The sequence below is a fragment of the Natrinema pallidum DSM 3751 genome, assembly GCF_000337615.1.
GTDB lineage: Archaea > Halobacteriota > Halobacteria > Halobacteriales > Natrialbaceae > Natrinema > Natrinema pallidum.
In genome coordinates, this window is sequence record NZ_AOII01000061.1 from 1 (window position 1) to 24655 (window position 24655).

15 protein-coding genes and 4 pseudogenes are annotated in these 24655 nt (G+C 56.8%); 10 read left to right on the forward strand and 9 right to left on the reverse strand.

Annotated elements, in window-relative coordinates; genetic code table 11:
• Window positions 1-648 precede the first annotated feature (648 nt).
• The 3 genes and pseudogenes from C487_RS09455 to C487_RS09460 form a co-directional block, all read right to left on the reverse strand.
• Entirely contained in the window at window positions 649-1854 is a 1206-nt protein-coding gene (locus C487_RS09455) for a Cdc6/Cdc18 family protein (RefSeq protein WP_006185521.1), read from the reverse strand.
• Window positions 1855-2499: 645 nt separating this feature from the next.
• A pseudogene (locus tag C487_RS20285) lies at window positions 2500-2640 on the reverse strand (DUF955 domain-containing protein); the annotation flags it as partial.
• A 379-nt stretch (window positions 2641-3019) separates the two neighbouring features.
• Window positions 3020-3997, reverse strand: a complete 978-nt coding sequence (locus C487_RS09460; RefSeq protein WP_049908065.1) for an IS1595-like element ISNpa1 family transposase — start codon at window positions 3995-3997, stop codon at window positions 3020-3022.
• Between the two features lie 408 nt (window positions 3998-4405).
• Between C487_RS09460 and C487_RS22215 the strand changes: the two genes are divergently transcribed.
• From C487_RS22215 to C487_RS20290, 3 genes and pseudogenes are all read left to right on the forward strand, one after another.
• Window positions 4406-4747: a DUF7344 domain-containing protein gene (locus tag C487_RS22215; RefSeq protein WP_449406430.1), complete on the forward strand. Its 342-nt coding sequence runs from the start codon at window positions 4406-4408 to the stop codon at window positions 4745-4747.
• A 740-nt stretch (window positions 4748-5487) separates the two neighbouring features.
• A pseudogene (locus tag C487_RS21520) lies at window positions 5488-5866 on the forward strand (hypothetical protein); the annotation flags it as partial.
• A gap of 78 nt (window positions 5867-5944) precedes the next feature.
• A complete protein-coding gene (locus tag C487_RS20290; protein WP_152422493.1) occupies window positions 5945-6124 on the forward strand; it encodes a hypothetical protein in 180 nt (59 codons plus the stop codon).
• 405 nt (window positions 6125-6529) lie between these two features.
• Here C487_RS20290 and C487_RS09470 read toward each other — a convergent pair whose 3' ends face one another.
• The gene (locus C487_RS09470) at window positions 6530-6751 is read right to left on the reverse strand and encodes a DUF7692 domain-containing protein (RefSeq protein ID WP_006185526.1); all 222 of its coding nucleotides are present in this window, start codon (window positions 6749-6751) and stop codon (window positions 6530-6532) included.
• A gap of 273 nt (window positions 6752-7024) precedes the next feature.
• Here C487_RS09470 and C487_RS20295 point away from each other — a divergent pair, with 273 nt between their 5' ends.
• Window positions 7025-7492, forward strand: coding sequence for a hypothetical protein (locus C487_RS20295; RefSeq protein WP_152422494.1), 468 nt, complete (start codon window positions 7025-7027; stop codon window positions 7490-7492).
• A gap of 108 nt (window positions 7493-7600) precedes the next feature.
• The gene (locus C487_RS20300) at window positions 7601-8227 is read left to right on the forward strand and encodes a hypothetical protein (RefSeq protein ID WP_152422495.1); all 627 of its coding nucleotides are present in this window, start codon (window positions 7601-7603) and stop codon (window positions 8225-8227) included.
• Between the two features lie 827 nt (window positions 8228-9054).
• On the opposite strand, the pseudogene C487_RS09475 reads toward C487_RS20300, so the two are convergent.
• A pseudogene (locus C487_RS09475) lies at window positions 9055-10510 on the reverse strand (DUF7845 domain-containing protein); the annotation flags it as partial.
• A 189-nt stretch (window positions 10511-10699) separates the two neighbouring features.
• Between C487_RS09475 and C487_RS19540 the strand changes: the two are divergent.
• Window positions 10700-11734 carry a tRNA-guanine transglycosylase gene (locus tag C487_RS19540; RefSeq protein WP_161605710.1) on the forward strand — a complete coding sequence of 345 codons (1035 nt, stop codon included), beginning with the start codon at window positions 10700-10702 and terminating at the stop codon, window positions 11732-11734.
• Window positions 11735-11910: 176 nt separating this feature from the next.
• On the opposite strand, the gene C487_RS09480 is transcribed toward C487_RS19540, so the two are convergent.
• The gene (locus C487_RS09480) at window positions 11911-12987 is read right to left on the reverse strand and encodes a transposase (protein ID WP_049908067.1); all 1077 of its coding nucleotides are present in this window, start codon (window positions 12985-12987) and stop codon (window positions 11911-11913) included.
• A 50-nt stretch (window positions 12988-13037) separates the two neighbouring features.
• Between C487_RS09480 and C487_RS09485 the strand changes: the two are divergent.
• A pseudogene (locus C487_RS09485) lies at window positions 13038-13244 on the forward strand (DUF7342 family protein); the annotation flags it as partial.
• A 96-nt stretch (window positions 13245-13340) separates the two neighbouring features.
• Here C487_RS09485 and C487_RS09490 read toward each other — a convergent pair.
• Entirely contained in the window at window positions 13341-15053 is a 1713-nt protein-coding gene (locus C487_RS09490) for an L-lactate permease (RefSeq protein ID WP_049908068.1), read from the reverse strand.
• A 185-nt stretch (window positions 15054-15238) separates the two neighbouring features.
• Here C487_RS09490 and C487_RS09495 point away from each other — a divergent pair, with 185 nt between their 5' ends.
• The 3 genes from C487_RS09495 (at window position 15239) to C487_RS09505 (ending at window position 18516) form a co-directional block, all read left to right on the forward strand.
• A complete protein-coding gene (locus tag C487_RS09495; RefSeq protein WP_006183376.1) occupies window positions 15239-15745 on the forward strand; it encodes a LutC/YkgG family protein in 507 nt (168 codons plus the stop codon).
• The gene (locus C487_RS09500; protein WP_006183375.1) at window positions 15746-17932 is read left to right on the forward strand and encodes an LUD domain-containing protein; all 2187 of its coding nucleotides are present in this window, start codon (window positions 15746-15748) and stop codon (window positions 17930-17932) included. It begins immediately after the preceding gene.
• A gap of 185 nt (window positions 17933-18117) precedes the next feature.
• A complete protein-coding gene (locus tag C487_RS09505; protein ID WP_006183374.1) occupies window positions 18118-18516 on the forward strand; it encodes an acyl-CoA thioesterase in 399 nt (132 codons plus the stop codon).
• A 44-nt stretch (window positions 18517-18560) separates the two neighbouring features.
• Here C487_RS09505 and C487_RS09510 read toward each other — a convergent pair whose 3' ends face one another.
• Both C487_RS09510 and ppc read right to left on the reverse strand, forming a co-directional pair.
• Window positions 18561-20672, reverse strand: coding sequence for a S9 family peptidase (locus C487_RS09510; protein WP_006185530.1), 2112 nt, complete (start codon window positions 20670-20672; stop codon window positions 18561-18563).
• 512 nt (window positions 20673-21184) lie between these two features.
• On the reverse strand, window positions 21185-23878 hold the full coding sequence (ppc, locus tag C487_RS09520) for a phosphoenolpyruvate carboxylase (protein WP_006185531.1): 2694 nt from the start codon (window positions 23876-23878) through the stop codon (window positions 21185-21187).
• Window positions 23879-24655 lie beyond the last annotated feature (777 nt).

Consider the following 24655-nt stretch of genomic DNA (forward strand, 5'->3'; position numbering starts at 1 on the left):
AAGAACTTCGTCGAGTCGTCAACAACAATGAGATGCTCTCACGGGATCACGCTGTGCCGGCTGTCGAGACTTCGGGGTAAACTCATACTCGAGTTGTAAGCACAAGTGAGTCGAATCGAGCATAGAACCAAAATGCACAGCACGATCGAGGGTGGACCGAGGACCCGTCGACGAACGGAACAGCGATCGAGATCCATCGCCGAACGTGGCGCTTACCGACTATCTGGATCTCGAGTCCTAATCCAGTGTCCACACCCCATCGTGTCCAGTGTCTTCTCACAATCTGTGAACCGAACTGCACCCCACTATGGGAACGTCCGGGCGATCGAAAGTTCCCAAGAAGCCCATGTTGTCGCGACGTATCTGATTCGAATGTCGTCTCGAGTCGATCGAATATGAACTCTGTCTGCGTAAAATCACGTGGGAGTGCCCAGTAGACACTGTACTTAGAGATAGCTACTCAGAATCGAATTCGGAGGGTTTGAGGAATCGACGTTCTTCTTCTTCTGACGTGATTTGAGGTAGCCACACCCCACGTTTCCGCTCTATAGCGAGAGGCAGATAGTAACAGAGAGACGAACAGGGACACCCCACGTTTCCGCTCTATAGTGTGAAACTGAGAGCGAGGGGAAGCTTGATGGTAGCGAATCAGTCATTCGGTTCGACTAACTTGCATGCTTCAAGGGTTTTCTCAGGATCATCTACAAGTGTGATTATGGTCCGGCTGCCCTTGGCTTTCCCCGCAGCTTTGGTATTCCGAGTTATGATTTCGAGGAACTCTGCCTCTTCTAAGAGATCCCGGACTCGGCGTTCCGAGAGTGGGCTTGCTTCTTCGATGGAACATTTCCTCTGGTAGAGATTGTAGGCCTCTGTCGTGGTGATCGGATTCTTCTCAGTGTCACGATCCGCCGCTAGTGCTGCTACAGATTGAATCACGAGTGTCGAGTGATGGGGCAGAGTAGAGATGATTTCGAGAATTTCGTCGCGTTCGGCGCGTTCAAAGGCCTCATCGATGAACTCATCTTTGACGGTCTCAGATTGGTTTTCGTTAGCTATCTCGCCAGCATATCTGAAAATATCCATTGCTTTTCTTGCGTCACCGTATTCTCGAGCGGAGAGAGCTGCAACTCTCGCAGTGATCCCCTCCTCTAACACACCATCATAGAACGCATCTTTGCGCGCTTCTAAGATTTCCTTCAGTTCATTCGCGGTATACGGCGGGAAAACGTGTCGGCGTTCACCAAGACTCGAGACCGTTCTCTCGTTGAGTTTGTCAGTGAACCTTGGTTTGTTGCTGATGCCGATCACACCGAGCGACGAATCAGTTAGCTTGTTGGCCTCCCCCGCTCGAGAGAGTGTCATTAGAAGATCGTCATAGGCATGATGTTTGTCGATCTCATCGAGGATGATCAGCGAGATATCGTGGGTTGCATCCATTGCTTTCCATGCCCGTTGGTAGAACTGGCCAGTAGATAATCCAGTATCTGGAATACGGACATCGGAGAGGTCGGGATCGTTCAACTGCTTTGCAATGCGAATGACTGCGTCGGTTTCGCTCGAACTCTGGGAACAATCGACGTATGCGATTCCAACTGAGTACCCGTTCTCCCCAGCTTTCTCCTTGAGTTTTTGTGTTATGAACTTCACAGAGAGTGATTTCCCAGTCCCCGGTTTCCCATAAACGAGGCAATTAGATGGCTTTGATCCGTTCGTTGCTGGATACAAGGACTGAGCGAGTGATTCAAGTTCTTCATCCCGACCAATGATGCGATCTTCATCGACAACATAGTCGATCTGCACCATATCCTTGTTTTTAAAGACCGACGAGATCCCCCCGAAGAAGTCCTTTGGCATACCTTGTTCATTGGGTGTGGGTGAGATAAAGGTTCGGGAGAGAGGCCATCTTTCCGCTCTATAGAATTGAAATCCATAGACTGAGACGGTATAGAGGGGTTATAGAGCGGAAACGAGGGGTGATTTCCTTGACCATGTTTCCACTCTAACGAGAGTGCGAATTGATCGATCGGATTAAGCGGATACTCTAGGGACACACCCACCCCACGTTTCCGCTCTATAGACGTAGTATACTCCCTCAAACACTCACTGAGAGGAGTTTTGCCTTCAAACAGGTTCTACTGCAGATTGCTATGGCGGAATTCTTCATACCGTATTATATCTATCTATAAAGGCAAATTCTACTACTAGGGAACTACACCCAAAGTGCCACAAGAGACTGTGTATCTCAAGATCAGATATATTTGAGATTCCTGTAAGTTCCTTATAGGTGGTTCTTTATTAACAGTCCAATGACTCGAGTCGCCAAATACGGATCTCTAAGGTTTCTCGATAGCCTATAGAGCGGAAACGTGGGGTGTGTCTGTTCGAGCTATTCACGAAACTACACGCTTGAACGTGGATCTATAGAGCGGAAACGTGGGGTGTCCCCGTTGTCGGTGAGAGACTGGACACGATAGGGTGTGGACACTGGACATCGAGTCACTCTTGGAATTCCTCGCTGACCTGCGCCGCATCGACGCTATCACCAAGTTCGTTGATCCCCTGTTCGATCGTACTGTATATCTCGTCGTGTCTCGTGTCGGTTTCATCGAACGAGACCGACGGGTCGCTGGTCGTGGCCATTGTGGTCACTGAATCGAGCCCACCGCGATTGCGGCAGTTCAGAACATGTCGCACTCCGTAGGGACGTACAAAAAACCGAGCTCTCAGTTACCGGAGTTCGTGGGATTCGTCAGCGAAGCCGACTGTGACGGGGTACTCAAGGTACTCGTCGAATCGATCGACATTGCTGGGCGTGTCGGTCGCAAGGCGACGCACCTATTCGATAGCCCACCGACAGGCCGGATCGATGTCCTCTGATTGCGTGTTGTCGATATCAACCATTGAGACGTTGTCGGTACTCTGTGTTGACTCACATGAAGTCACCTCTGGACGAGGACCCTCGATGGACCTCTCGCCCTCTCTGGGGGCGCGAAAAACGTGGGACTACATACTCTCGCTCTTATGTAGAGCTGCGGAAAGCCCCCATAACAAGGCAATCGATGGTGATATCGACGGATGCGCCGGTGAGGTTCAACGATCTGATGAGGCCGAACGTGTGAGCGGCCTGTTCCAAGCCCCGCTTGGACAGGCCGCGGAACTTTCGGAGCCACGGTTGAGCGAGCGAAAACAGGCACTCAGCTTGGTTAATGTGGACTCCGTCGGGCGATACATACCGCTCTTTGTGGACAACCGTTCGATGGTCACGATCCATCTCGCGGTACGCTTGGAGGCCGTCCGTCCAGACCTCTCCCAGCGGCTGGGAGAGGTCTTCAGTCTCCTGAATCACTGGCTCGAGATCGCCTTTGTAGTCGATACCACGTTGGCCGCGAATCACACGAAGCGAGTCGCGGCACGCCGCGACGAGCGTCAGCTGATCTCCGTGGCGGCCCCGCCAGCGTGAGCGGCCAGATTGGGACGAGCCGCCGCGAGAACGGCTGTTCCGCGGCGGCTCTTGACCCTTGTAGCCTGAACAGACCTTCCCAGATTCGTCGACCTGTGTCGGCCCGTCGGTGGTCTGGTCGAGCAGCTCCCAAACGACGGGGAAGCCGCGCTGAACCGCGGCTTCCACGTCTCGTATCGCTGTGTGAACGGTCTTGTAAGCGCGCCCAAGTAGCGGCGCGATCTGGTTGATACTCAGCAGCGTGTCTGCGTAGAGGAGGAAAGCGAGAAGCACCTCTCCTGCGGTGAGGTGCTTCTCGTGAAACGGTGTTCCGTAGGTGTAGACCGGCTTAAAATTACAATCACGACATCGAACCCGGTCACTGGTCTCCGATGTCATGAGACGCTGGTGACCGCAGCGTGGACAGGATGTATTCTCCCAGAACTCTTTGAGTCGCCGCTCGATACAGGCATCGAGCGGCTCCGTGTTGATTTCGATAACTCCCAGCTCAATCAGCTGCCGAAACATCCCGCCGAACGCTGGCTGAGTAGAAGCCATATTGCCAGATTAGTACCGGCTCAGTGTAACTATACGGTCTTTCCGCAGTTCTACATAAGAGCGCATACTCTTAACCAACAATAGGTGAACCAACTCGCATATTGTTGGTTAAGAGTTGAGTAGTTGGCGACGATGATTCTCCGCGACCACGTTGAAGAAGTTTCCTTACGAGCTCGACTTACCACTACAGTCGTAACAACCGCTGAGACGCCGTTTTCTGCCAAGAATGCTTAACTAGACAGTACCATCAACTTCATCTCCCAATTTTCCTTATTCGCTCTGATCTCGTTATATTTTTCTCGCCTGTGATGGCTGGAGGCGAATTCGCTCGCTTCCGTGATACCATGTTTAATAGACAGTTCACACGACAGAATCGCTACCACCTCACACTGATCCGAGGTGAAATTAATGCATACTGACGATCGGGTCGATCCGGTGGATCTCTTTGATCTACTCGGAAACCGACGACGAATGCTCGTAGTTGAGTATATATCTCTCTTCGAAAATGGAGAGTCAGTAGAAGTTCGGCATATTGCCCGCATTATTCGAAGTATTGAATTACAGAAACCACCCCGTCAGCTAAATTCGAACGATTATGAATCAGCGTATAACGGACTCATCCAGACACATCTTCCGAAACTTGCGGCGTACGGTGTTGTTGAATATGATGACTCACGGAAGACAATCTCTCCGACACAGCAGGTCAATCGATACTCTCTTCTCATTCAGATTGCTTACTATCTCAGTTAATCTCCCAGTCAACGTTACCAATATAGGCCTGAAGGTGATTTACTCACCATGAACCGTATTACGCAGACGACTCGGCTCGACCATGTTGAGCATATCCTCGGAAGTGGCACCGGTACTCTAGACTTTGCCATCGATGGAGAAAATACATATCACACATTGGACGGTGACGAAGACGTTGACTGGAATGTCAAGGATGTCCAATCCATTGAGAACGCAGACGAAGATCGTTTTCTCATCTTTCCTGAGAAGGAATATTTCATATGTGAGATTGATATAGAGAGTGGTGTCGTTCGTTGTTGGTGTAAGGAGTCAGACTCATAATATGACTCGTACATAATCACGGTAGTCAATAATGCGTGATCACCGGCGAGTTTAACAAAGACAAATCTGTTCTCCCTGTATTGGAGAGTCGCACGGTCGATGCCTCTCGTCGGTCAACCTGGTGGCACCGGCCATAGTTCGAAGAACCTCCGTCGCTGCTCTGATTTCTGTCGCTCCCTGGACCGGTCGTAGTTCTTGTCCAGAATCACCCCGCTCGCGCTCAGCCGTTCCGCGACGAGCGTCTGATCTTCATCAATGGGGCGATGCGCGGTCATTCGGCCGCTTCGAACGTCGTGGTGGCGACTCTCGCTGTGACGTTCAGAGGTGGTTCTTGTGCCGGCCCACAGTCCACCACGCGTGCTCCCTCACGGCGCGGTGCGAGGCCGGCGATATAACAGCGCGCGACGCGCGTGGTCCGCGTGAATCGATCGAGGCGAGCCAACCATTTCGGGACCACCGTCGAGAAACGGATGGCCGAGAAGAGATGGTTCGACCTCGAGCAGGTGAGCTGGTATGACACCTGGTCCGGAAATGGAACATCGGTTGAAATCAAGAGTATGATGCACGAACACGCCGACGGGCACCGGATAACTGGAAGATCTACCGCGAGTACCACGAAAAACGCCGGCGGCACGACGGCTGGTACTGTTACGTCGTCTACCGCCTACACAGGCGATTGGGTTGTACGGTCCTTCGAGACAAGATGGTTCGCTTGAACGGTCTCCCGCTATTCCGGTGGCACGGTGGCGGCGATCACGGTGGGACCGAACAGACGAAGTTTCCATTGATTCTGTTTTCTGCCCCTTCCTGTCGGAGCGACAATTCAGAATTAGGACTACTGTTAAGCATAATGAGTCGAATGTGACTACAGGCACTATGAAAGCAAATAATCCGAAGACTCCGCAGGAAATGTATGACGACCTCGCAGGTATCGAAGAAGGTGGGAGCCTCTATACCCTTAAGCGAGAAGAATCGTTTTCTATTGAATATCTTGTATGTGTTTACCCCCAGAAATCGCAGGAGGACAGTAGGTTCAAAATCGGGGAATTCAATTAGAAATCCGTAAAATTCGACCGCCGTNCTGAGAGATATATAAATCAAATAGAGGGTGCTGTTTTCAGCCGTCTCAGTGGCTCAGCCAGGAACTCTATGGGGGTAAACACATGCAATATCTTGAACGGATTTCTCGTAGTAGCAAAACAGATCCAGATCGCTCAGAAAACAGATTAGAGGTCTATCTTTCCTCAAAACGAGGGAAAGAATACCGGATAGTAGTTGACTGCGGGAGCGATCGCTGTGCGATGGAGCACATTAGGAATGATGCTTGGATAACATATTCGAACGATCTCTCCGGATTTCGATATCGGTCCCCAAATCACCCAGAACAAGGTCAAGACTGGCCTCACGACATGGAGTGATTCGCGTCTTCTAATCAGTGTCAACAGTAATCTTGGACTCGACTTAGAAGGTGATTGCTCCCGTCGACAGTGTCTCGGCGATCTCCCGACGCTGCTCGAACGTGAGGTCATCGCGCTCGAGAATTTGACGAGACGCCTGAACGAACTTTGGAATGTCGTCACAGGCACTCACTACCGCCTTCGTCTTATTGCAGTCGTAGAAGTCAACTGCACGTTCGATCGCGTCTCGTCGATATGCATAGTCGCCGTCGGTTCTGATTCGCATACTCGTACACACGACCCCCGAAATCCTAGTTTTCCGGCTCACTGAACGGCCCACTTCGGCCCGAAATCGGCGGAACCTGTTGGCCATCCAGAGAAGAACGGGGCTTGAACGATGGATCGGCCCACGATATACACACGACGAGTCGTGGCTCGTGTGCATATTCGGGAATCCGTTTCTGTCGACGTGCAACCCCGAGCGGAAGGAGGAAAAGAGACTCAACTATAAGAGATCTATACCGGAATTCATATTATATTATTATCTATAGTAGAGAATGTGACTGCTCAAGTTGAATTTTATAGTACATTAGCAGGAGCAGCTAGTGTATTTATTGGCTTGCTTGCAGCATTTATTGTGAATCGCATAATTGATTCAAAATCTGAAAAGAAGCGGCTCAAGACACGGCTAATCCAGATAAAATCAGAAATCAAAAATGAAGGTGAACAGCGAGATACACTGCATGAATCTCTGAAAAGAATCGCAGATGAGATTGGTGAAGATACATTTGAAGAAAATGCTAATCAGAAGATTGAGGAATTTATTGAAAAGTATGTTGGGAATCAGTGGTATATAGATCCTGATTCTCTTCAATGGTTTGAACTAACCCGTAGATACAGGAAATATAATGAAGACTATAATAACTATGAAATATTTGCACTTGCCGAAAAGTTTGATGAGATAGTATGTGTTTACCCCCAGAAATCGCAGGAGGACAGTAGGTTCAAAATCGGGGAATTCAATTAGAAATCCGTAAAATTCGACCGCCGTNACTGAGAGATATATAAATCAAATAGAGGGTGCTGTTTTCAGCCGTCTCAGTGGCTCAGCCAGGAACTCTATGGGGGTAAACACATGCATGAGATATATTGGGAACTAGATAAAGAAGGGATCAATCAGGCAGAGTGGTGGATACCCAAGATAAGAGAACTATTCAATAGTATGCAAAGAAGAGTAAAATACTATTCGAGAATGGATATAGAACTCATAGACGATGATGGCATGTCTGAATTGCCAGAAACAATAACAAAAAGTAGGGAAAAACAGATGTTAAACACAAGAGAAAATAGATGGCTTCAATCAAATACAAAAGTAGCATCACTGCGGTCAGAATATGATAATCTTGAGAACGAGTTTAATTCAATAGATCTATCAACTCATTTCACAGATCTATACGTGATCACAGTCTGTATATTATTGTCAGTAGTCACACCATTGCTCATCTACTTTTGCCATTTGGTTGATTGGACAATAGAAAGTGCTACTTTAGCGAAATTAGAACCGTTTTTGGTCTTCCTTTGCTGGATCATTGGACTATTTGGTGTTATCTTATTCACCGGCTGGAAAATAATTAGTGAAGATACAGACTTGCCAGAACCTCCAGAATATGACGAGAGACGCTACCCACTATCTCGTGAAGAGAGGGAAGAAGAAATTCAAGAAACAGATACAGTGAGGTACATAAATGAGTCAGAAAGATAATTCTGCATCAGCCCTACTACTCATGCAATAATTTATTCCTGGTCGGCTCTGTTGAAATCCTCAGCAAGTGATATATTTTGACCTGGTTGCGGTCAATACAGGAAGTGTAGTTATCGAACAGTACAGGAAGTATAGCCCGGATGTGGGCCACGACTTCGACTTGACATAGACTTTTAATGCCTGAACACCAAATCGGGCATAATGTCTGGCCAGTCATCCAATAGCAATTTACTCAAATCACGTCTTCTGTTCTTCATCGCTGGAATAGCCGTCGCAGTTCTACTGTCTACATTAGACATTGACGGAATATGGGTTATCCCCGCCAGTATTATCGCCCTCATCCTATTTGGTGAGGCTTACCTGTCTCTTACAGGTAATCGGTCATCCAGTCAGTAAGCACTCTTCAGCGAACGGCTGTTTCAGGGGAGAATCTATCTGAAGAATGGGATTTCAACAGAGCCTCCTGGTCCTATAATATGGCTGGTAGTAACAATCCTAATTAATGCTACCCAAGTAGGTCACATAGAAGGGTTTCCAAGATTTTGATAGCAGTCTAGTTAACCACTGTTTCATGTGTTTCAATTGGAGTTCTACTGTGCGAAGGTAGGGGTGAGGTGCTGTAATTTTTGGCGTTGTCGCCTTGGTGACACCCGCTAAGGGGGCTTTCGCGCGAAGCGCGAAACGACCCCGCCGGCATCGCGGCACGATCGTGCCGCCGACCCGTCCTCGACGAACGGACTACAACCAGCGTTGTCTAAGCACCGCTGTTAGTCAACTAAACTTGTAGAAAAGAGCGAAAGCGGCAGCGTTGCCACTACTCGGACGGTTTAGCGATCCGCAACCGCACCGACGAACCCGGTTTTGGTCCGCCGCTCGGTGTCTTCCAAGTCAACTCGACGCCGCGAAGCGTGGTTGGATCGTTCCCCGACTTCGACCACTTCTCGAGGGCCTCGCTCGCGATCGCCGCGACGTTCTCGAAGCTATCCGACTTCAGTCGGGAGAGAATCGTGTCGATCCGCATCTGCCGAGGATCGCCGTTCTCGTCGAACTCGAGGTCGGCCCCGTTCGTCGCGAGCCACTCCTGGAAGGTCGACGACTCCGCAACGTGATCGGCCAAGCCCATGATGTGCTGCATCCGATCAGCGTAGCTCTCGATCGCGTACTTGGACGACTCGATGAGTGCCCGGAGTTCCTCGTGGTACTTCCGGGCCCGGAACGATACGCGCCCTGATCGAGATTGAGGGTCTCGTTGAGATCTTCGATCGCACGGTAGATCGTCGACGGTCGCACCGCCGACGGTCGCAACCGTCTCCGTGACATCGCGAGCGATCCCGGCCATGTCTCGTAGCGTCGTCATCAACAGGTGATCCGACTTCGCCTCAAGGCGCGGTGTCGTATCTTCGTAGAGTTCGACGAGATCGCCTCGAGCGACGGCGTCGAAGTAATCGTCCGCGATGTAGACACCGTTGCCATCGGGCCCGAGTGGATATCTTCCCAGTGGAGCGCGTTCAACAGCGTCTCCTCGATTTGCTCGGTGACTTCGTGGCGGTCGGCCCACGCCCATGTCTCGCCGTCGTTCAGCGACTTGTTGACCAGCACCTCCACCTTCGGATGGTAGGACGGGTGATCTTTCGATACCGCGTCCGGGTCCTTCAGCTGGTAGATCTCGAACTTTCGCCCGTAGGTGTGTCCGGGTAGCAGTTCGCCGGCCGAAGTGGGGTTCAAAAACAGCCGATTTTGGTGATTGATGACCTCCCTGTTATCGATGTGTAGCTCGACCTTCACGCCCTCGAGGTCGGAGAGATAGTGAGCGACTTTCTGCAAGACTCCGGCCGACGAGAGCTTTTCCGCCCACTCGCGGCGAATGCGGACGTACCGCTCGTATGCCCACATCCGGCTCGTTTCGTGCGGCTCGGTCCGGAAGTACTCCAAGTGAATCCGCTCGCCGGCGTGATCGAAGATCGCCCCGAAGAACTCCGGCAGCAACTCGAGGCTTCGCTTGGGTTCGATGTTACTGGTGTGGAACTCGACGTCGACGCCGTCGACCTCGCCGACCTGATTCTCCTATAGGAGTTGCAGCCGCTTGCCGCTCTCCCAGTGGTGCACGTTCGGAAACCGCGGCGAGATGTTGTACGACGCCTTCCGTTCACCGCGACCGCGGCCGACGATGTCCCACTTGTATAGACGCTCCGCGTTAATCCCATCCGACAGGCGGGGAGCGAACCCGGACTTGCTGTACCGGACCTCAAGTTGCTACGGTTCGCCGTCGATCTCGGTGTCGATCAGACGATTATCTGAAGTTAGGTGGTGTTGCTTTCGCTGGGTGATCTACTGTCATGAGTTGATCCCAAGAACGACATGGGGTGTGAAAGTGGAGATGAGGACAGTTCCTCGAGGCCCAACACATACCCATTTCAATAAATCTATCTGGACATTATACAAGTAATAAAACACCTTAGCTGAGCAGGAGGTATGTTATACAGACGAAGAACACTCGATCTCCCTCGAGGAGAACTAAAGACTCCGGTTCTCTTTCCGGTACGAAATCTTGGCAAACGGTCGAGCGACAATACCCCTGCATACGCGGGTACTATACCAGAATTCTCGGCGGCCATGGTCAATGCTCGATCTATTCGAAATCGGGACCCGATGTGGCAACGCCTTACAAATGGTGTTTCTCTCCGGGAGGAGATGGATGTGCCTGAAGACACGATCGTGTTCGCAGATAGCGGTGGATTCGACTTTACCTCTGAAGAGGTAGACACAACCCCAGCAAAGACACTCAATACACAGCGTCAACTTGAGGCTGACATCTACGGCACAGTAGATATACCACTCTCTAGGGAGAACCGGGACGCCGAGAATGAACGTCGAGTGAACAGGAGTGCTCAATATGCACTTAAAGCGAGCGATCAACACGACGGTGATGGATTTCTCATCGCTAGTGTCCACGGTTATGATCCAGAAACCGTTCGAAACAATATCCAGTACTTGGAGAGGCACGGCGATTTTGATGGCTATGCGCTTGGGAGTATGGTCTCTATCCGGACTGATTACAAAAAAGTAACTAAGTTGATAATATCGGCGCGGAAATCAACCGACAAACATCTCCATGTGTACGGCCTCGGCGGTCTCGTTTACCAACCACTCCTATTATATATGGGAGTTGATAGCTTTGACTCCTCTGCGTTCATCCGTAGTGCAGGGAACCGTAATTATCTCATTCCGGGCTTCGGGGGTGAAGAACTCCGAAACATCGAGTCACTAGATCATCTCCCATGTCCTTGCCCTATCTGCGGGAAAAGGAGTCTCAACGAGATACGCGAGGACCGAACGGCGCTTACCCAGCACAATCTATGGGCACTCTCAACTGAACTCCGACGGTTTCGTTACGTTGCGGAATCCGGACGAGATATCGAGGAATATCTCGATCTACGTTTCCAAGGTAACGGAGTCACGCAACGTGCGTATGAGACCGCTAAGCAGCAGGTACGGAGGCTCACATGAGTAGTGAACGAGCGACCATTCGACCTGTCACACTTAGTCGTCTAGTAGAACTCACACACGCCTGTGAGTGTGGACCGATGAAGACTGAGGATCTCAATCAGACTCTTGACGCAACTCACAGACGTGTACGTGAGAGCATTCTCGAAGCTGTTAGAGAGCGTGTCATAGAATCCATCTCATAGCTTCTCACAGCCCGGTTCGTTTCCTCGCTCGTAGTTGGTGATTGCAACAACGAGCCGGAGACACAGCGCAAGGAACACTTCTGTTCGTGCGTGGACGCGGCCTCGGGCGCGAACGTGCCCGAGGCCGCAGTGCTTAACTGCGTCATTGGTTCGTTCGACTCCTGTCCGGTTGTTGTACGTCTCGTCCAAGATGGATCGTTTCAGCTGAATGTCCTCGCTGTGTTCCTCAATGCGGTCTTCGACCCTGTACTCGATGTCTTTCGGGTCGTCAGTGTTTCGCGGGTTGTACGGAGCGATTGNGCTGTGTTCCTCAATGCGGTCTTCGACCCTGTACTCGATGTCTTTCGGGTCGTCAGTGTTTCGCGGGTTGTACGGAGCGATTGGCACGACCCCTGCGTCCAGCAGGTGGTCGTGCCAATCGAGAATGTCGTAGGCGCTGTCTCCAAGCATCCAGATCGGTGTATCGACGGCGAGCGCGTCACGGGTGACGCGCATCGCCGTCTCTTGGTCTGCTTGTTTGGCCGATGTAAACTCTGCTGCTATCGGAATCTTTGCACCGGTTGAGACGATCGTACAGCCGAAGCCGTAGTAGTGTTCTTCCGCTGTTGGATCGTAGTTCCACGACGCAGCGTCGTTGTACTGGATCGCTTCGATGTGGGTCGAATCGATGGAGTAGGTGGAGTCGAGCAGGCCGCGGGTGGCGGCCTGCTCGACGAGTCTGTCGAAGACATCGTCGATGATGTGTTCGAGATCGGTGAGAAACCGATCAATGGTGTCTCTGGATGGCGGTTTGTCGAGTCCACAGTAGTACCAGACGAGGCCGTGCTGGAGTTCTCGTACAACCGGACGTGTGCCGTAGATGTCCTTGTAATAGCAGTGTAGAAAGCCGCGAAAGAGATCTGGAGGCTGATGAACTCGTGTTCGCCCCCTCGAAGCGGGGGCGAACACGTCGTACTCCAGCAAAAACCCGAACTCAAGATGTTCGAACAGCGGTACTGTCTCGGTAGCCGCCGCATTCAAGAAGTCGTCTGCCGAAGCTACGTCTTGCAGGGTTGCGCTGGTGTTGGACACACTTCTCGCACCCTGCTGCTTCGTACGTGACGCTTTCTATGACACGCTCTGACAGCATCAAGGAGATGAAGACCGAGATCCGGCGCTACGAGGACCGCTACGACGTGGTGTCACCGGAGGAACTTGCCCAGCAACTCGACGCCGACGAGACGGAGGGCTGGGACGATCTCACGGCATGGCGCACGACGCGGCAGAATCTCGCCGTCGCGCAAGCCGCACTCGCCTACGATGAGGCCAGCCACCAGCTCGTCGTATGAACGACGACGACCGCGCCGGCGAGTACGGACCGATCTATTCGTATATCTCGCTTCTATACCGGAAGCAGCGGAGCCCCGGTACGTTGTCGACCGGGGTCAGAACAGGCCGGGGACCAGAACGTACGTCAGTAGCATCCCGAACAGGCCGGCGAATACGGCGAACAGCGCCATTGGGATGATCGCTTTCCGCAGGAGGTCGCCTTCACGCCCAGTGATTCCAACGACACCACAGATAGCGGCCACATTCAACACCGAGACCATGTTTCCAAGGCCGCCGCCGACGTTCTGCAGGCTGACGGCGATCACCCGGGAGACGCCGACCGTCTCGGCGGCGTTGTACTGGAGTACGCTGAAGAGGATGTTCGAGGACGTGTTGCTCCCCGTCATAAACGAGCCGATAGCGCCGATCCACGGCGAGATGAGCGGGAGTAGGCCGCCGGCGCCCATCGCGAGCGCACGGCTGAGGGCCTCCATCATGCCGAGGAGATCGGCGGTGTTCGTCTGCGACTGAATCATTATCTGCGTCATCGAGACGGCGATAATGAGCGTGAGGGCGGCCGGAGCGATCTGCTGGATCGACCGTCGCCACGCTGCCCCCATCTGTGTGGTGTCCATCTTGTGAAGGAAGCCAGTGAGAATCGCGATGGGGATGAACGGCATCGTTCCGGGAAGATAGAGGTACTGAAGGGTGTATCCAAGTTCAGTACCGAGGATCGAATCGAGACCGACGGAGAAACTCTGGATCCAGTCAAGGACAGCGACGCCGGCGACGGTGAGGTCCGGCCACCGCGTGACGAGCAGTGCGAGCGCAACGAGCAGATACGGTGTCCACGCCAACAGCACGGACATCTCCTGTTTGGGTTGATCACGGGACACCTCGTCAAGATCGAGGCCGCCGAGCCACGTGTCGCTCCATGTCGATTCCTCGGGGAAATCCCACTGGTCATCAGGGATGAGGATATCGTTGTTTGCGAGCAGGAGACCGATGCCGAGCACCACGAACCCCGCGGCGATATCGGGGAGTGCAGGCCCGACGAACCACGCGATTACCAGCTGTGTGCCACCAGTGACGACGCCGAGTACGAGCGCGAACGGCGCGATGGGGAGAGTACTACGCATGGCGGCTCCAATGCTGCGTTCACCGTCACCGCTCCCGAACCAGTACGTCAGGAAGAACACGCCGAGCAGTCCCCAGAACACGTACGTCAGTCCCGTGATGACGCCAGTCCACGCAGAGACCATCGAGAGGAACTCGGATACACTCACCGACCCGGACAGCGCTGGGTTGATGACGGCACCGGTGCCGCCGATGACAGGCGTGCCGGCGGCACCGAACGGCGGGTTCGGGGCGTTGAAGTAGAGCCCGAACACCGCAGCGGCCAATGGGGGGAATCCGAGGCCGATAAACAGCGGTGCGGCGAGCGCACCCGGGGTACCGAACCCCGCCGCCCCCTCGATGATGGTCATAAATCCGAGACCGACGAGCAGCAGCTGGACGCGCCGGTCCTCCTCGATCTGGCCGAAGTACCACCTGATAGTGGCGATGGCGCCGCTGCCTTCGAGGTAGTTCATCAGGAGGATGGCGCCGAAGACGATAAGGATGATGTCCACGGCCTGCAGCGCACCATAGATCGCGGACGCCAGCAGCCAGTTTGGTTCCATACTCCAGTACGTGAGTCCGATTCCGCCCGCGAGCAGCCATCCGACCCCCATCGCGCGGGCCGCTGACCACCGGAGTCCAGCGAGCAATACGAACGCGACGCCGATCGGAACCACACCGACGAGCGCCAATGTTAGTATATTTGACATGGTTACGGATGTCGGCTATGTTTCGTCGTCGCATAACCACGTATTTGTAACTTTCTTTCTCGTGATATAATATCCCAGATCACGGTGAGGATAGCATGGTCTATTAATAATAGAATATGATATATACTGTCGATCAGATACGGAGAGGGAAACATCTATTAGGCTGTTTCATAATCTTCCGTTATATGTCTGCCGAGCCAATCACGACCTTCGAGTCGTCCCTCGACGAGGTCGGGGTCGAACTCGTTCGGACGACGTCCGATCAGTTCGAGTCAACGCTTCCTCCGCTTCTCGACGCTCCCGCGGTCGGCACTCCGCTTCCGTTCGAGAACGTCTCCCTGCCGGACACCGTGGCGACCGATCCGACGGTGCAGGAACTCGAGGCCGCGGAAACCGGCGTCACCGCTGCCGGATACGGCATCGCCGACTACGGATCCGTAATCGTCCAGGGTGGGCCCGACGGCGAGGAGCCGGTCAGCCTCTACGCCGACGAACACGTCGCCGTCGTCGCCGCTAGCGATGTCCTCCCGGACATGGACGCGACGTTCGATCGGCTCGCCGAGGACGTCCGTAGCGGTGCCGGGCAAGCCGTCATCGCGACCGGACCGAGCGCCACCGCGGACATGGGCGCGCTCGTGAAGGGGGCTCACGGCCCGATGGAGGTCACTGTCGTTCTCCTGGAGGACAGATAGATGAGCGTCGATGACCGGCAGCGGAAAGCCGAACGCATCCGCCACCTCCTCGACACCGAGGGCGACAGCGTCCACGAGAACACGCAGGTCTTCAACGACGGTCGCTACGAGTCCACCGCGGATCTGGAGGACTACGAGGGCCTCAAAGACGAGGCCCGTGCGATCAAGGAGGACGCCATCGAGCGCCTCCCCGAACTCATCGATCAGGTTACCGAGGCGGTCGAAGCCAACGGCGGCACCGTCTACATCGCTGACGACGCCGCCGACGCGAACCGATACATTACGGAGGTCGCCGACGGTCGCAACGTCGTGAAGTCGAAGTCGATGACCAGCGAGGAGATGGAGGTAAACGAGTCCCTCGAAGCCAGCGGCGCGGACGTCTGGGAGACCGACCTCGCCGAGTTCGTCCTGCAGGTCGCCGACGAGGCGCCCTCACACATCGTCGCCCCGGCGATCCACAAGTCCCGCGAGGAGATCGCTGAGCTGTTCAACGAGGTGTTCGAGCCGGAGGAGCCCCTCGAAACTGCCGAGGAGCTGACGCAGTTCGCCCGCGAGTATCTCGGGGAGAAAATCCTGGACGCCGAAGTCGGTATGACGGGCGCGAACTTCGTCACGGCGGACACCGGCACGCTCGCGTTAGTCACGAGCGAGGGCAACGCCCGCAAGTGCGTGCAGGCGACGGACACTCACGTTGCGGTCGCGGGCGTCGAAAAGATCATCCCGACCATCGAGGACCTCCAGCCGTTCGTCGAACTCATCGGCCGGTCGGGAACCGGACAGGACATTACCTCCTACGTCTCGCTTTTCACCCCGCCCGGCGACTCACCGACCTTTGGCGAGGGTGACGAACTTGGTCCCGGCGATGACCGCGAGTTCCACCTCGTGCTCATCGACAACGGTCGGATGGAGATGCGCGAGGACGACCAGCTCCGGGAGACGCTGTACTGCATTCGGTGTTCGGCGTGCGCGAACTCCTGTGCGAACTTCCAGCACGTCGGCGGCCACGCGTTCGGCGGCGAGACGTACTCCGGCGGCATCGCCACCGGCTGGGAGGCCGGCGTCCACGGACAGGACAGCGCCGCGGAATTCAACGACCTCTGTACTGGTTGTAGTCGGTGTGTGAATCAGTGTCCGGTGAAGATCGACATCCCCTGGATAAACACCGTCGTCCGCGACCGCATCAACCGTGGGAAGGACGGCGACCTCGACTTCCTCGTCGAGGGGCTCACCCCGGACGAGGAACCCGGCGGCGTCGACCCGCAGAAGCGCTTGTTCGGAAACTTCGACACGCTGGCGAAGCTCGGGTCGGCGTTCGCGCCACTTTCGAACTGGGTCGCACAAACCGGCACCGCCCGATCCCTGATGGAGCGAACCCTCGGTATCGATAGCCGCCGCGAGCTCCCGGAGTTCGAGCGCGAATCCCTCGTCGAGTGGTTCGAGGACCGTGGGTCGCGGGTGGACCCCGACGAGGCGCGCCGGCAGGTCGCGATCTATCCCGACGCGTACACGAACTACGTGCGCACCGAGCGCGGTAAAGCTGCCATCCGCGTCCTCGAAGCCCTGGACGTCCACGTCGACGTCCCGGCCGCCGGGGAGAGCGGACGCGCACCGCTCTCACAGGGAATGGTGACGACCGCCCAGGGCAACGCCGAAGCCGTCTACGACGCGCTTGCCCCCGCCGTCGCGGCAGGCCACGACGTCGTGGTCATAGAGCCCTCGGACCTCGCGATATTCCATCGGGAGTACGAACGGCTCCTCCCCGAGGACGACCACGCTGCGCTGAAGAACAACAGCTACGAGATCATGGAGTACGTCTACGGCTTGCTCGAGAACGGCGCGGACGTCGACGCACTTCCCGGCGGCGACGACGATCAGATCGCCTATCATAGCCACTGCCAGCAGCGCACGCTCGATCTGGAGCCCTACACGGTTGCGGTCCTCGAGGACTGCGGGTTCGACGTCACGACCTCGGACGTGGAGTGTTGCGGGATGGCCGGGAGCTTCGGCTACAAGTCCGAGTACTACGAGCTCAGCGTAGACGTCGGCGAGGAACTCGTCGACCAGTTCACGACGGAGGAGAATGCGGACCGCACCGTCGTGGCCAGCGGCACCTCGTGTCTCGAACAACTCGACGCACTGCTCACGCGTCGGCCTGCACACCCCGTACGGCTACTCGACACGCAGTGACGAGCCGAGAGCGGAGAGACCACAACGGGTCGTTCCTGGAGGGACTCCGTGGATGGCGGGTTCCGGGAGCGGGCATACGCTATCGGGGGTATCCGCCGTAATTGTGCGAAGAGAGTTCGTTTCGCACCCGCCGCAAAGCTGTGCGGGTTCGACGGTCTGATATAGGTAGTCACGACACTGCGGGTATGAGCCGGTTCACTACAACGATCGACGTTCGGTTCCGGGACATCGACGCGATGGGGCATGTGAACAATGCGGTGTACGCGACGTATCTCGAACAGGCGAGAGTCGAATACTTCGCCGAGGTACTCGGGCGGTCACTCGATACTACCGCGTCGGTCCTCGCATCGCTCTCGATCGACTACCGGGCGCCCGTCGAACTCGACCAGGGGTCGGTTACCGTCGCGGTCGACGTGCCGGAACTCGGCACCTCGAGTATCCCGATGGAGTACGAGATCCGAACGGAGGAGGAGATCGCGGCGACGGCGGACACCGTTCAGGTGCTGTACGATGCCGAAAACGAGGAATCGCGGCCGATCCCGTCCGACTGGCGGGGGACGATCGAATCGTATCACGACCTGTAACCGCCGAGGCTGCGAAGCCCGACGTCGACTCCTCCTGCCGTGTGTCAGTCCCCGTCCTCGGTCTCGATGGCTGGGTCGTGCCGCCGGAACCAGTCAGTCAGTTCCTCGACGCGATGGGTCGCACGCGACGGATCCCCGATGTTGTGGTGTTCGTCCTCGTAAATAACCAGCCGCGCGGGGACGTCCTGTTTTTTCACGCTGACGTAGAGCTGCTCGGCCTGGGACGGCGGGCAGCGCCAGTCCTCGCCGCCGGCAGTGACGAGGAGCGGGGTGTCGATGTCGCCGGCGCGCGTGAGCGAGGAAATTTCGCGGTACGTCTCGACGTTTTCCCACGGCATGCCGAACTCCCAATCGTGCCAATTGTGATTATCATCGGTACCAAATGTCGAGTAGAAATCATAAATGCCGTGTTCGGGCGCCGCGGCGGCGAACTCGTCGGTGCGGGCGACGATGTGAGCCGTCATGATCCCGCCGTAGGAGAAGCCGGTGACGAACAGTCGGTCCTCGTCGGCCCAGCCGCGGTCGACGAGGTGCTGGACGCCGCCGATCACGTCGTCGCTCTCCAGCTCGCCACGGCTCCCGTAGAGCGTCTCGGCAAATTCGCTGCCGTAGGAGGTCGAACCGCGGTAGTTGACGCGGATTACGACGTAGCCGCGCGAGCACCAGTAGGCGTGCGGGAAGTAGAACGTCGGCGCGTCGTACGACATCGGGCCGCCGTGGATGGCGGCGATAGTCGGCGCCGCGTCGGGGTCCTCGCGGTCGAAGCCGGGCGGCAGGTAGACGATGGCCTCGACCTCGCGGCCGTCCTCGTTCTCGAAGGTGACGCGCTCGGTCATCGGGTGCTCGTACTCGGTGAGGAACGATTCGTTGAGCAGCGACACGCGGGTGAGGTCCTCCTCCTCGCCGGTTTCGAGGTCGTCGGTGGCGACGGTGTAGACGTCCGATCCGCCCTTGGGACTCGCGAGCGTGCAGGTGACGGTGCCGCCGGCCAGGTCGAATCGCCCGAGGTCACGGTCGCGGCCCTGCGAGTCGAACACGCGCGTCGGGGCGTCCTCGTCGGGGTCGAGCTCGACGAGACGGGTCCTGCCCTGATCGGCAAACGGGCAGACGATCGTGTCGTCGTCCTGCCAGCGCGGCGCGCCGAAGCGAGCGACCGTGCGATCCAGCGACGCGGAGACCGAATACGGGATCGCCGTCTCGTCGTCAGGCGCGACGTACACTTCGGTCGGCTGGTACCAGTTCGTCGGGTTGCCCGCGGCAAAGGCCAGCCGGTCGCCGTCGGGCGACCAGACCGGGTCCGAGCAGCGTTGCTCGCCGACGGTGACCGTCCGTCGCTCGGAGCCGTCGGGCGCGATGGTGAACACGTCGACGACGAGCGTATCGTCGGGGTCGTCGGCGTCGACGTCGGGAGAGTTCACGTCGACGGAGACGTACGCGATACGCTCACCCGGGCCCCACGCGGGCTGGAGCCCCATCAGGGGTTCCGAGGAGCCGGCGCCGTAGGCGTCGTCGAGCCGCCTGCGCTCGCCGGTCGCGACGTCGACGACGAACAGGTACGTCGTCACCGTGTCGGTGAAGCCGACGCCGTCGAACTTGTGCTGGAGGCGTTCGGTCTCGATCGGGCCGCCCTCCTCCCGTTGCTCCAGGTACTCCTGTTCCGCCTCGGTCGGATCCCGGGCGGAGACGACGATGCGGTCGCCGTCGGGCCCCCAGTCGAACTCCCGCACGCCCTCGTCGAAGTCGGTGACCTGTTCAGCGTCGCCGCCCAGCGACAGGTCGAAGCACCACACCTGCGTTTCGAGTCCCTCGTCCCCATCGTCCCCGCCAGTTCCGTCGTCGGAGCTGGCCTCCTCCTCGTCCGCAGCGTCGTCCTCGCGTCCCTGGCGACGGGCGTAATCGGTCTCGCGCGACGCGAGGAACGCGAGGCGGTCCCCCTGCGGCCCCCATTTCGGTGACTGCGCCTCCGAAACGCGCGTGAGTCGGTGCGGCTCGCGAGAGCCGTCGGCCGGGGCGACGTACAGCGTGCTGTGGCGCTCGTCGTCGGCTTCGTCGAACTCGTCGGCGACGAACGCGACCCGGTCGCCATCCGGGGCCACGGCGACGTCATTCGGCAGCTGGAGGTCGTAGTGGGTCTCGAGCGGTATCTCGTCCGGCATGGGGTCGCGTACCGAGCGCGGGGATTTGGTGTTCACTCCTAGGAACCAGGACAACGTGACAGCCATTCTTCTCACCGAACCGTTCGAATGTTTGGATCACCTCGTATCTTCGAGGAACACCGCGTCAAACTGTTGCGTTTTGGCGTTAGTGAGTACTTCTCGATACGCCGACGCTTGTTCGAAAGACGGTTGTACGCTCGCGCTAAGTGTGGTCTTGCCTTGGTCCAGTTGTTCGATTCGTATTCCCTCGAGCGCTTGATTCCATTTCTCGATTCAAGCGCGTTCTACTTGCTCGTCTACCGGAACGCTTGGCTGTCTGCGTCGTGAATGAACTTCGTGATACCGAGGTTAATCCCGACGGTGTCTTTCACGTCGGTGTCTTCGGCGGTAGATTTCTCGGGTGGTCCACATCATAGTCAACGATGATACGAACTGTCTAGTCACCGATTTTCTACTTTTTCAGAATGACTTCTTTGATTGTGGCGTCGTCTGGAAGTTGCCGGTGAAAATTTTCAGCCGGTGTTCTTCATGCCGGCGGCGATTCCTTTGACCGTCAGGCGGAGTGTGCGTTCTGCCTGATTGGTACGGTGGCTTTGGTTGAGAAGGTCAATCTGGAGGTAGTTGAGTGGGTCAACATAGGGATTGCGGCGGTTGAGGCTCTCTCGGAGCCACGGGCGGTCGACGAGGTCGTCGCGCTGGGTGGTGGCGAGGACGTGGCCGCTCGCATTCTCGTACTCGGCCTGGATGCGTGGGAAGAATTCCTCGCGGAGGTCGTCTTCAGCGAGGTTAGCGTACTCGCTGGCGATCTCCATCTCGGTGCGGGCAAGGCTGAGCGCGGCGTTGTCGAGGGTAGTCTGGAAGACAGGCCACCCCTCGTACATCTCGCGGAGTACTTGGAGGTCGCCGCCTTTGTCGAGGTAGGTCTGGATGCCAGTGCCGAGGCCATACCAGCCGGGAATGATGCAGCGGGACTGGGTCCAGGAAAACACCCAGGGGATAGCGCGGAGGTCCTCAACGCTGCGCTCTCCGCTTCGGGAGGCGGGGCGGGAGCCGAGGTTGAGCTGTTCGATGACGGTGATTGGGGTGGCTTGCTCGAAGTAGGAGACGAATCCCTCGGTTTCGAGGAGGTCGCGGTAGGCATCGCGGGCGGCTTCGGCCATGATGTCCATGGCGTCCTCCCAGTGGCCAGGGAGACGGTCATCTGGCTGGGTGACAGCGGCGTGCCGGGAGCGGACCTGGGCGTTGAGCATCTGTTCGAGTTCGCGCTCAGCGATGCGCGGATTCCCATATGTTTCGGCGATGGCTTCGCCCTGTTGGGTGAACTTGACCTCGCCGGAGACGGTCTCTTTGGGGAGGGCAAGGAGGGCTTCGTTCATGGGGCCGCCACCACGGGAGATGGAGCCGCCGCGGCCGTGGAAGAAGCGGAGACCAACCCCATAGTCGTCGGTGATCTGGGCGAGGCGACGCTGGGCGCGGTCGAGCTCCCAGTTCGCGGCGAGGAAGCCGTTCTCCTTGTTGGAGTCCGAGTATCCGAGCATGACCTCTTGGACGCCGTCGCGGGCTTGGAGGCTCTGGGTATAGGCGTCGTTCTCGAAAAGTGTGCCCATGATGCGGCGGGCGCCGGAGAGTGCGGATTCGGTCTCAAGGAGGGGGACGATGTCGATACCGGCGTGGTCGGGGAGGCAGGTGACGCCAGCCTGGTCGGCGAGGAAAAGGACTTCGAGGACGTGGCTGGGTTCCTCGGTCATGCTGATGGCGTACATGTCAATGGCCTCGGGGCCGTACTCGCGCTGCCAGTTCTCGAGGGCGTCAAAGCGGCGAAATACGCGGCTCGCGTCGTCGTCGAGCCCCTCGGTATCGGTGAGGTCGAGGACGGGTTGGTCCTGGAGGATGGCCTCCGTGAGGAACTCCACGCGCTCACCCTCGTTCATCCCGGTGTAGTCGATGTTCTTCTGAGAGAGGGCCTGTTCGAGGGCGCCGGTGTGCATCTGCTGGTGGTCGCGGAGGTCGAGGGCGGCGAGGTGGAAGCCAAAGGTCTCGACCTGCCGAATGAGTGGGTCGACGTACTCCGTGGCGACGTCGTCGAGGCTGGTGTTCCGGAGTGCCTCGGTGAGGCGTTCGAGTTCGCCGTGGAAGGCCGCCGAATCCTCGTAGCCTCCGGGTCGGACGTCGTCGACGCGGGAGACGCGTTCGAGCATGACGGCGACCTTCTGGCGGAAGGGTTCGTCGGGGTAGCGTTCGTTCGCGCGTTCGACGACGCCGGGGACAGCATGGGCGTCGGTTTGGAGGGATTCGGGGAGGCCGTTGACATCAACGCGGGTGGCGTCCTGGCTGAGGACGCCGGCGATGTCGGCGAGGGCCTCCTGATAGCGCTCAAGGACGAGTCGGCGCTGGCGGCCGAGGGTCTTCTCGGTGACTTCGGGAGTGACGTAGGGGTTGCCATCGCGGTCGCTGCCAGCCCAGGATCGGAAGTCAAGGATCTGGGGAACCTCGGGTGGATCGTCGTACTCGGCCTCGAGTGCGTCTTCGAGTTCCTCGTAGACCTGGGGAACGACGTCGAAGATGACGTTAGCGAGATACCAGTGGACATTTCGGGATTCATCAAACGGTTCCGGCCGTCGTTCGCGGACTTGGCGGGTCGTCCACAGGCTCTCGACGAGGGCGTCGAGGCGCTCGAGTTTGACTTTGCGTTCTTGGTCGGTGAGGCGACGTTCGTCGAGTTCCTTGATGAGGTCGCTGACGCGCTGGAGGGAGGCCTTCACGGTCTTGCGACGTGCCTCGGTGGGATGCGCGGTGAAGGTCGGTTTGACGCGAACGTCCTCCAGGACGCGGGCGACGGTTTCGGGTGGTGCGCCCTCGTTGGCGAGGGTTTCGACGGCTGCGCGGAGACTGTCCCCAAGGCTCCCCTCGTGTTCGCCGCGGCGCAGGGCTCGGATGCGTTCGCGTTCTTCGGCGAGATTGATGAGTTCGAAGTAGTTCGTGAACGCGCGGGCAATGTCCGTGTTGACGTCTTCTGGGTTCTGTCTGAGTGATCGCTCGAGTGGTCGTCGGTCCGGTGCGTCACCGCTACGATAGTCGATGGCGGCGGTACGGGCTGTTTCGACGGCTTCGAACGAGATATCCGATGCGTGGCCGGCGATGACATCCCCGAGAGTCTCACCGAGTTCGCGGACGTCCTGCCGCACGCTCCGACCATGTAACTCCATGCAGTCAACCCGTAATTCCATCCTAATGGATGTTTGGTTGTAGCACCGCCAGATCAACTAGATTGTGGCTCACAGCTTTCGCCGCTCTTCACCGTCGTGTTAAGGAAGAGGCGGTCAGAGTCTCAGATTCCTATGACCGAAACCGACCGCCTCAGCGAGTGTCCCGAGTGGATTAACTTTGGTTTTGTGGAGCGAGAGCGGACACCCCGCGAGATCATTGAAACGGGTATCCGCCACCATCTTGCTGGATTATCACTTCCAAATACAGGTATTCTTCTTGAGGAGTTGGGTGTCAAACGGGGTCGCACTGCAGTTCACAATTAGGTTTGAAAGGCCAATTTACAGCCAGCCGGAGTGGATCTGGGTCAACGACGAAGAGCACTCAAGGAACACTGGCTGTACGCTGCAGTCGATCCGCAGACGAACAGAATCCTTCATTCGCGGCTCTTTCCGACGTATACAATCCCGATCGGTTGAGCGTTTCTCATCGAGTTGTGTGAGAAACACGATGTCTCCGGCTCTGTGTTTCTCGTCGATGTCGCAGCCGATATCGCGGGCGCGCTCCGTCGAGAAAGGCTTGAATACCGCGTCGAGATCCACAGCTACAGAAATCAAGTCGAACGTGTCTTTCGTTCAGCCACGTCGATTCATCGACCGCGGAAACCATCCGTCTTTAGTTAGGCGCAAAACCGCACGATAGCGGCGGCTTATCGGAGTTACTTTTCGGAAGGAATGAGGAGGCGGAAGATGTGCACTCTAACACCGAGCGCGGTAAAG

Excerpts from the sequence above, each read along its gene's own strand:
- ppc (WP_006185531.1), bottom strand. The coding sequence starts at position 23,878 with ATGGAGTTACATGGTCGGAGCGTGCGGCAGGACGTCCGCGAACTCGGT.
- C487_RS09470 (WP_006185526.1), bottom strand. The coding sequence starts at position 6,751 with ATGCGAATCAGAACCGACGGCGACTATGCATATCGACGAGACGCGATC.
- C487_RS09460 (WP_049908065.1), bottom strand. The coding sequence starts at position 3,997 with ATGGCTTCTACTCAGCCAGCGTTCGGCGGGATGTTTCGGCAGCTGATT.
- C487_RS09455 (WP_006185521.1), bottom strand. The coding sequence starts at position 1,854 with ATGCCAAAGGACTTCTTCGGGGGGATCTCGTCGGTCTTTAAAAACAAG.
- C487_RS09490 (WP_049908068.1), bottom strand. The coding sequence starts at position 15,053 with ATGTCAAATATACTAACATTGGCGCTCGTCGGTGTGGTTCCGATCGGC.
- C487_RS19540 (WP_161605710.1), top strand. The coding sequence starts at position 10,700 with ATGTTATACAGACGAAGAACACTCGATCTCCCTCGAGGAGAACTAAAG.
- C487_RS09500 (WP_006183375.1), top strand. The coding sequence starts at position 15,746 with ATGAGCGTCGATGACCGGCAGCGGAAAGCCGAACGCATCCGCCACCTC.
- C487_RS09495 (WP_006183376.1), top strand. The coding sequence starts at position 15,239 with ATGTCTGCCGAGCCAATCACGACCTTCGAGTCGTCCCTCGACGAGGTC.
- C487_RS22215 (WP_449406430.1), top strand. The coding sequence starts at position 4,406 with ATGCATACTGACGATCGGGTCGATCCGGTGGATCTCTTTGATCTACTC.
- C487_RS20300 (WP_152422495.1), top strand. The coding sequence starts at position 7,601 with ATGCATGAGATATATTGGGAACTAGATAAAGAAGGGATCAATCAGGCA.
- C487_RS09505 (WP_006183374.1), top strand. The coding sequence starts at position 18,118 with ATGAGCCGGTTCACTACAACGATCGACGTTCGGTTCCGGGACATCGAC.
- C487_RS20290 (WP_152422493.1), top strand. The coding sequence starts at position 5,945 with ATGAAAGCAAATAATCCGAAGACTCCGCAGGAAATGTATGACGACCTC.
- C487_RS09510 (WP_006185530.1), bottom strand. The coding sequence starts at position 20,672 with ATGCCGGACGAGATACCGCTCGAGACCCACTACGACCTCCAGCTGCCG.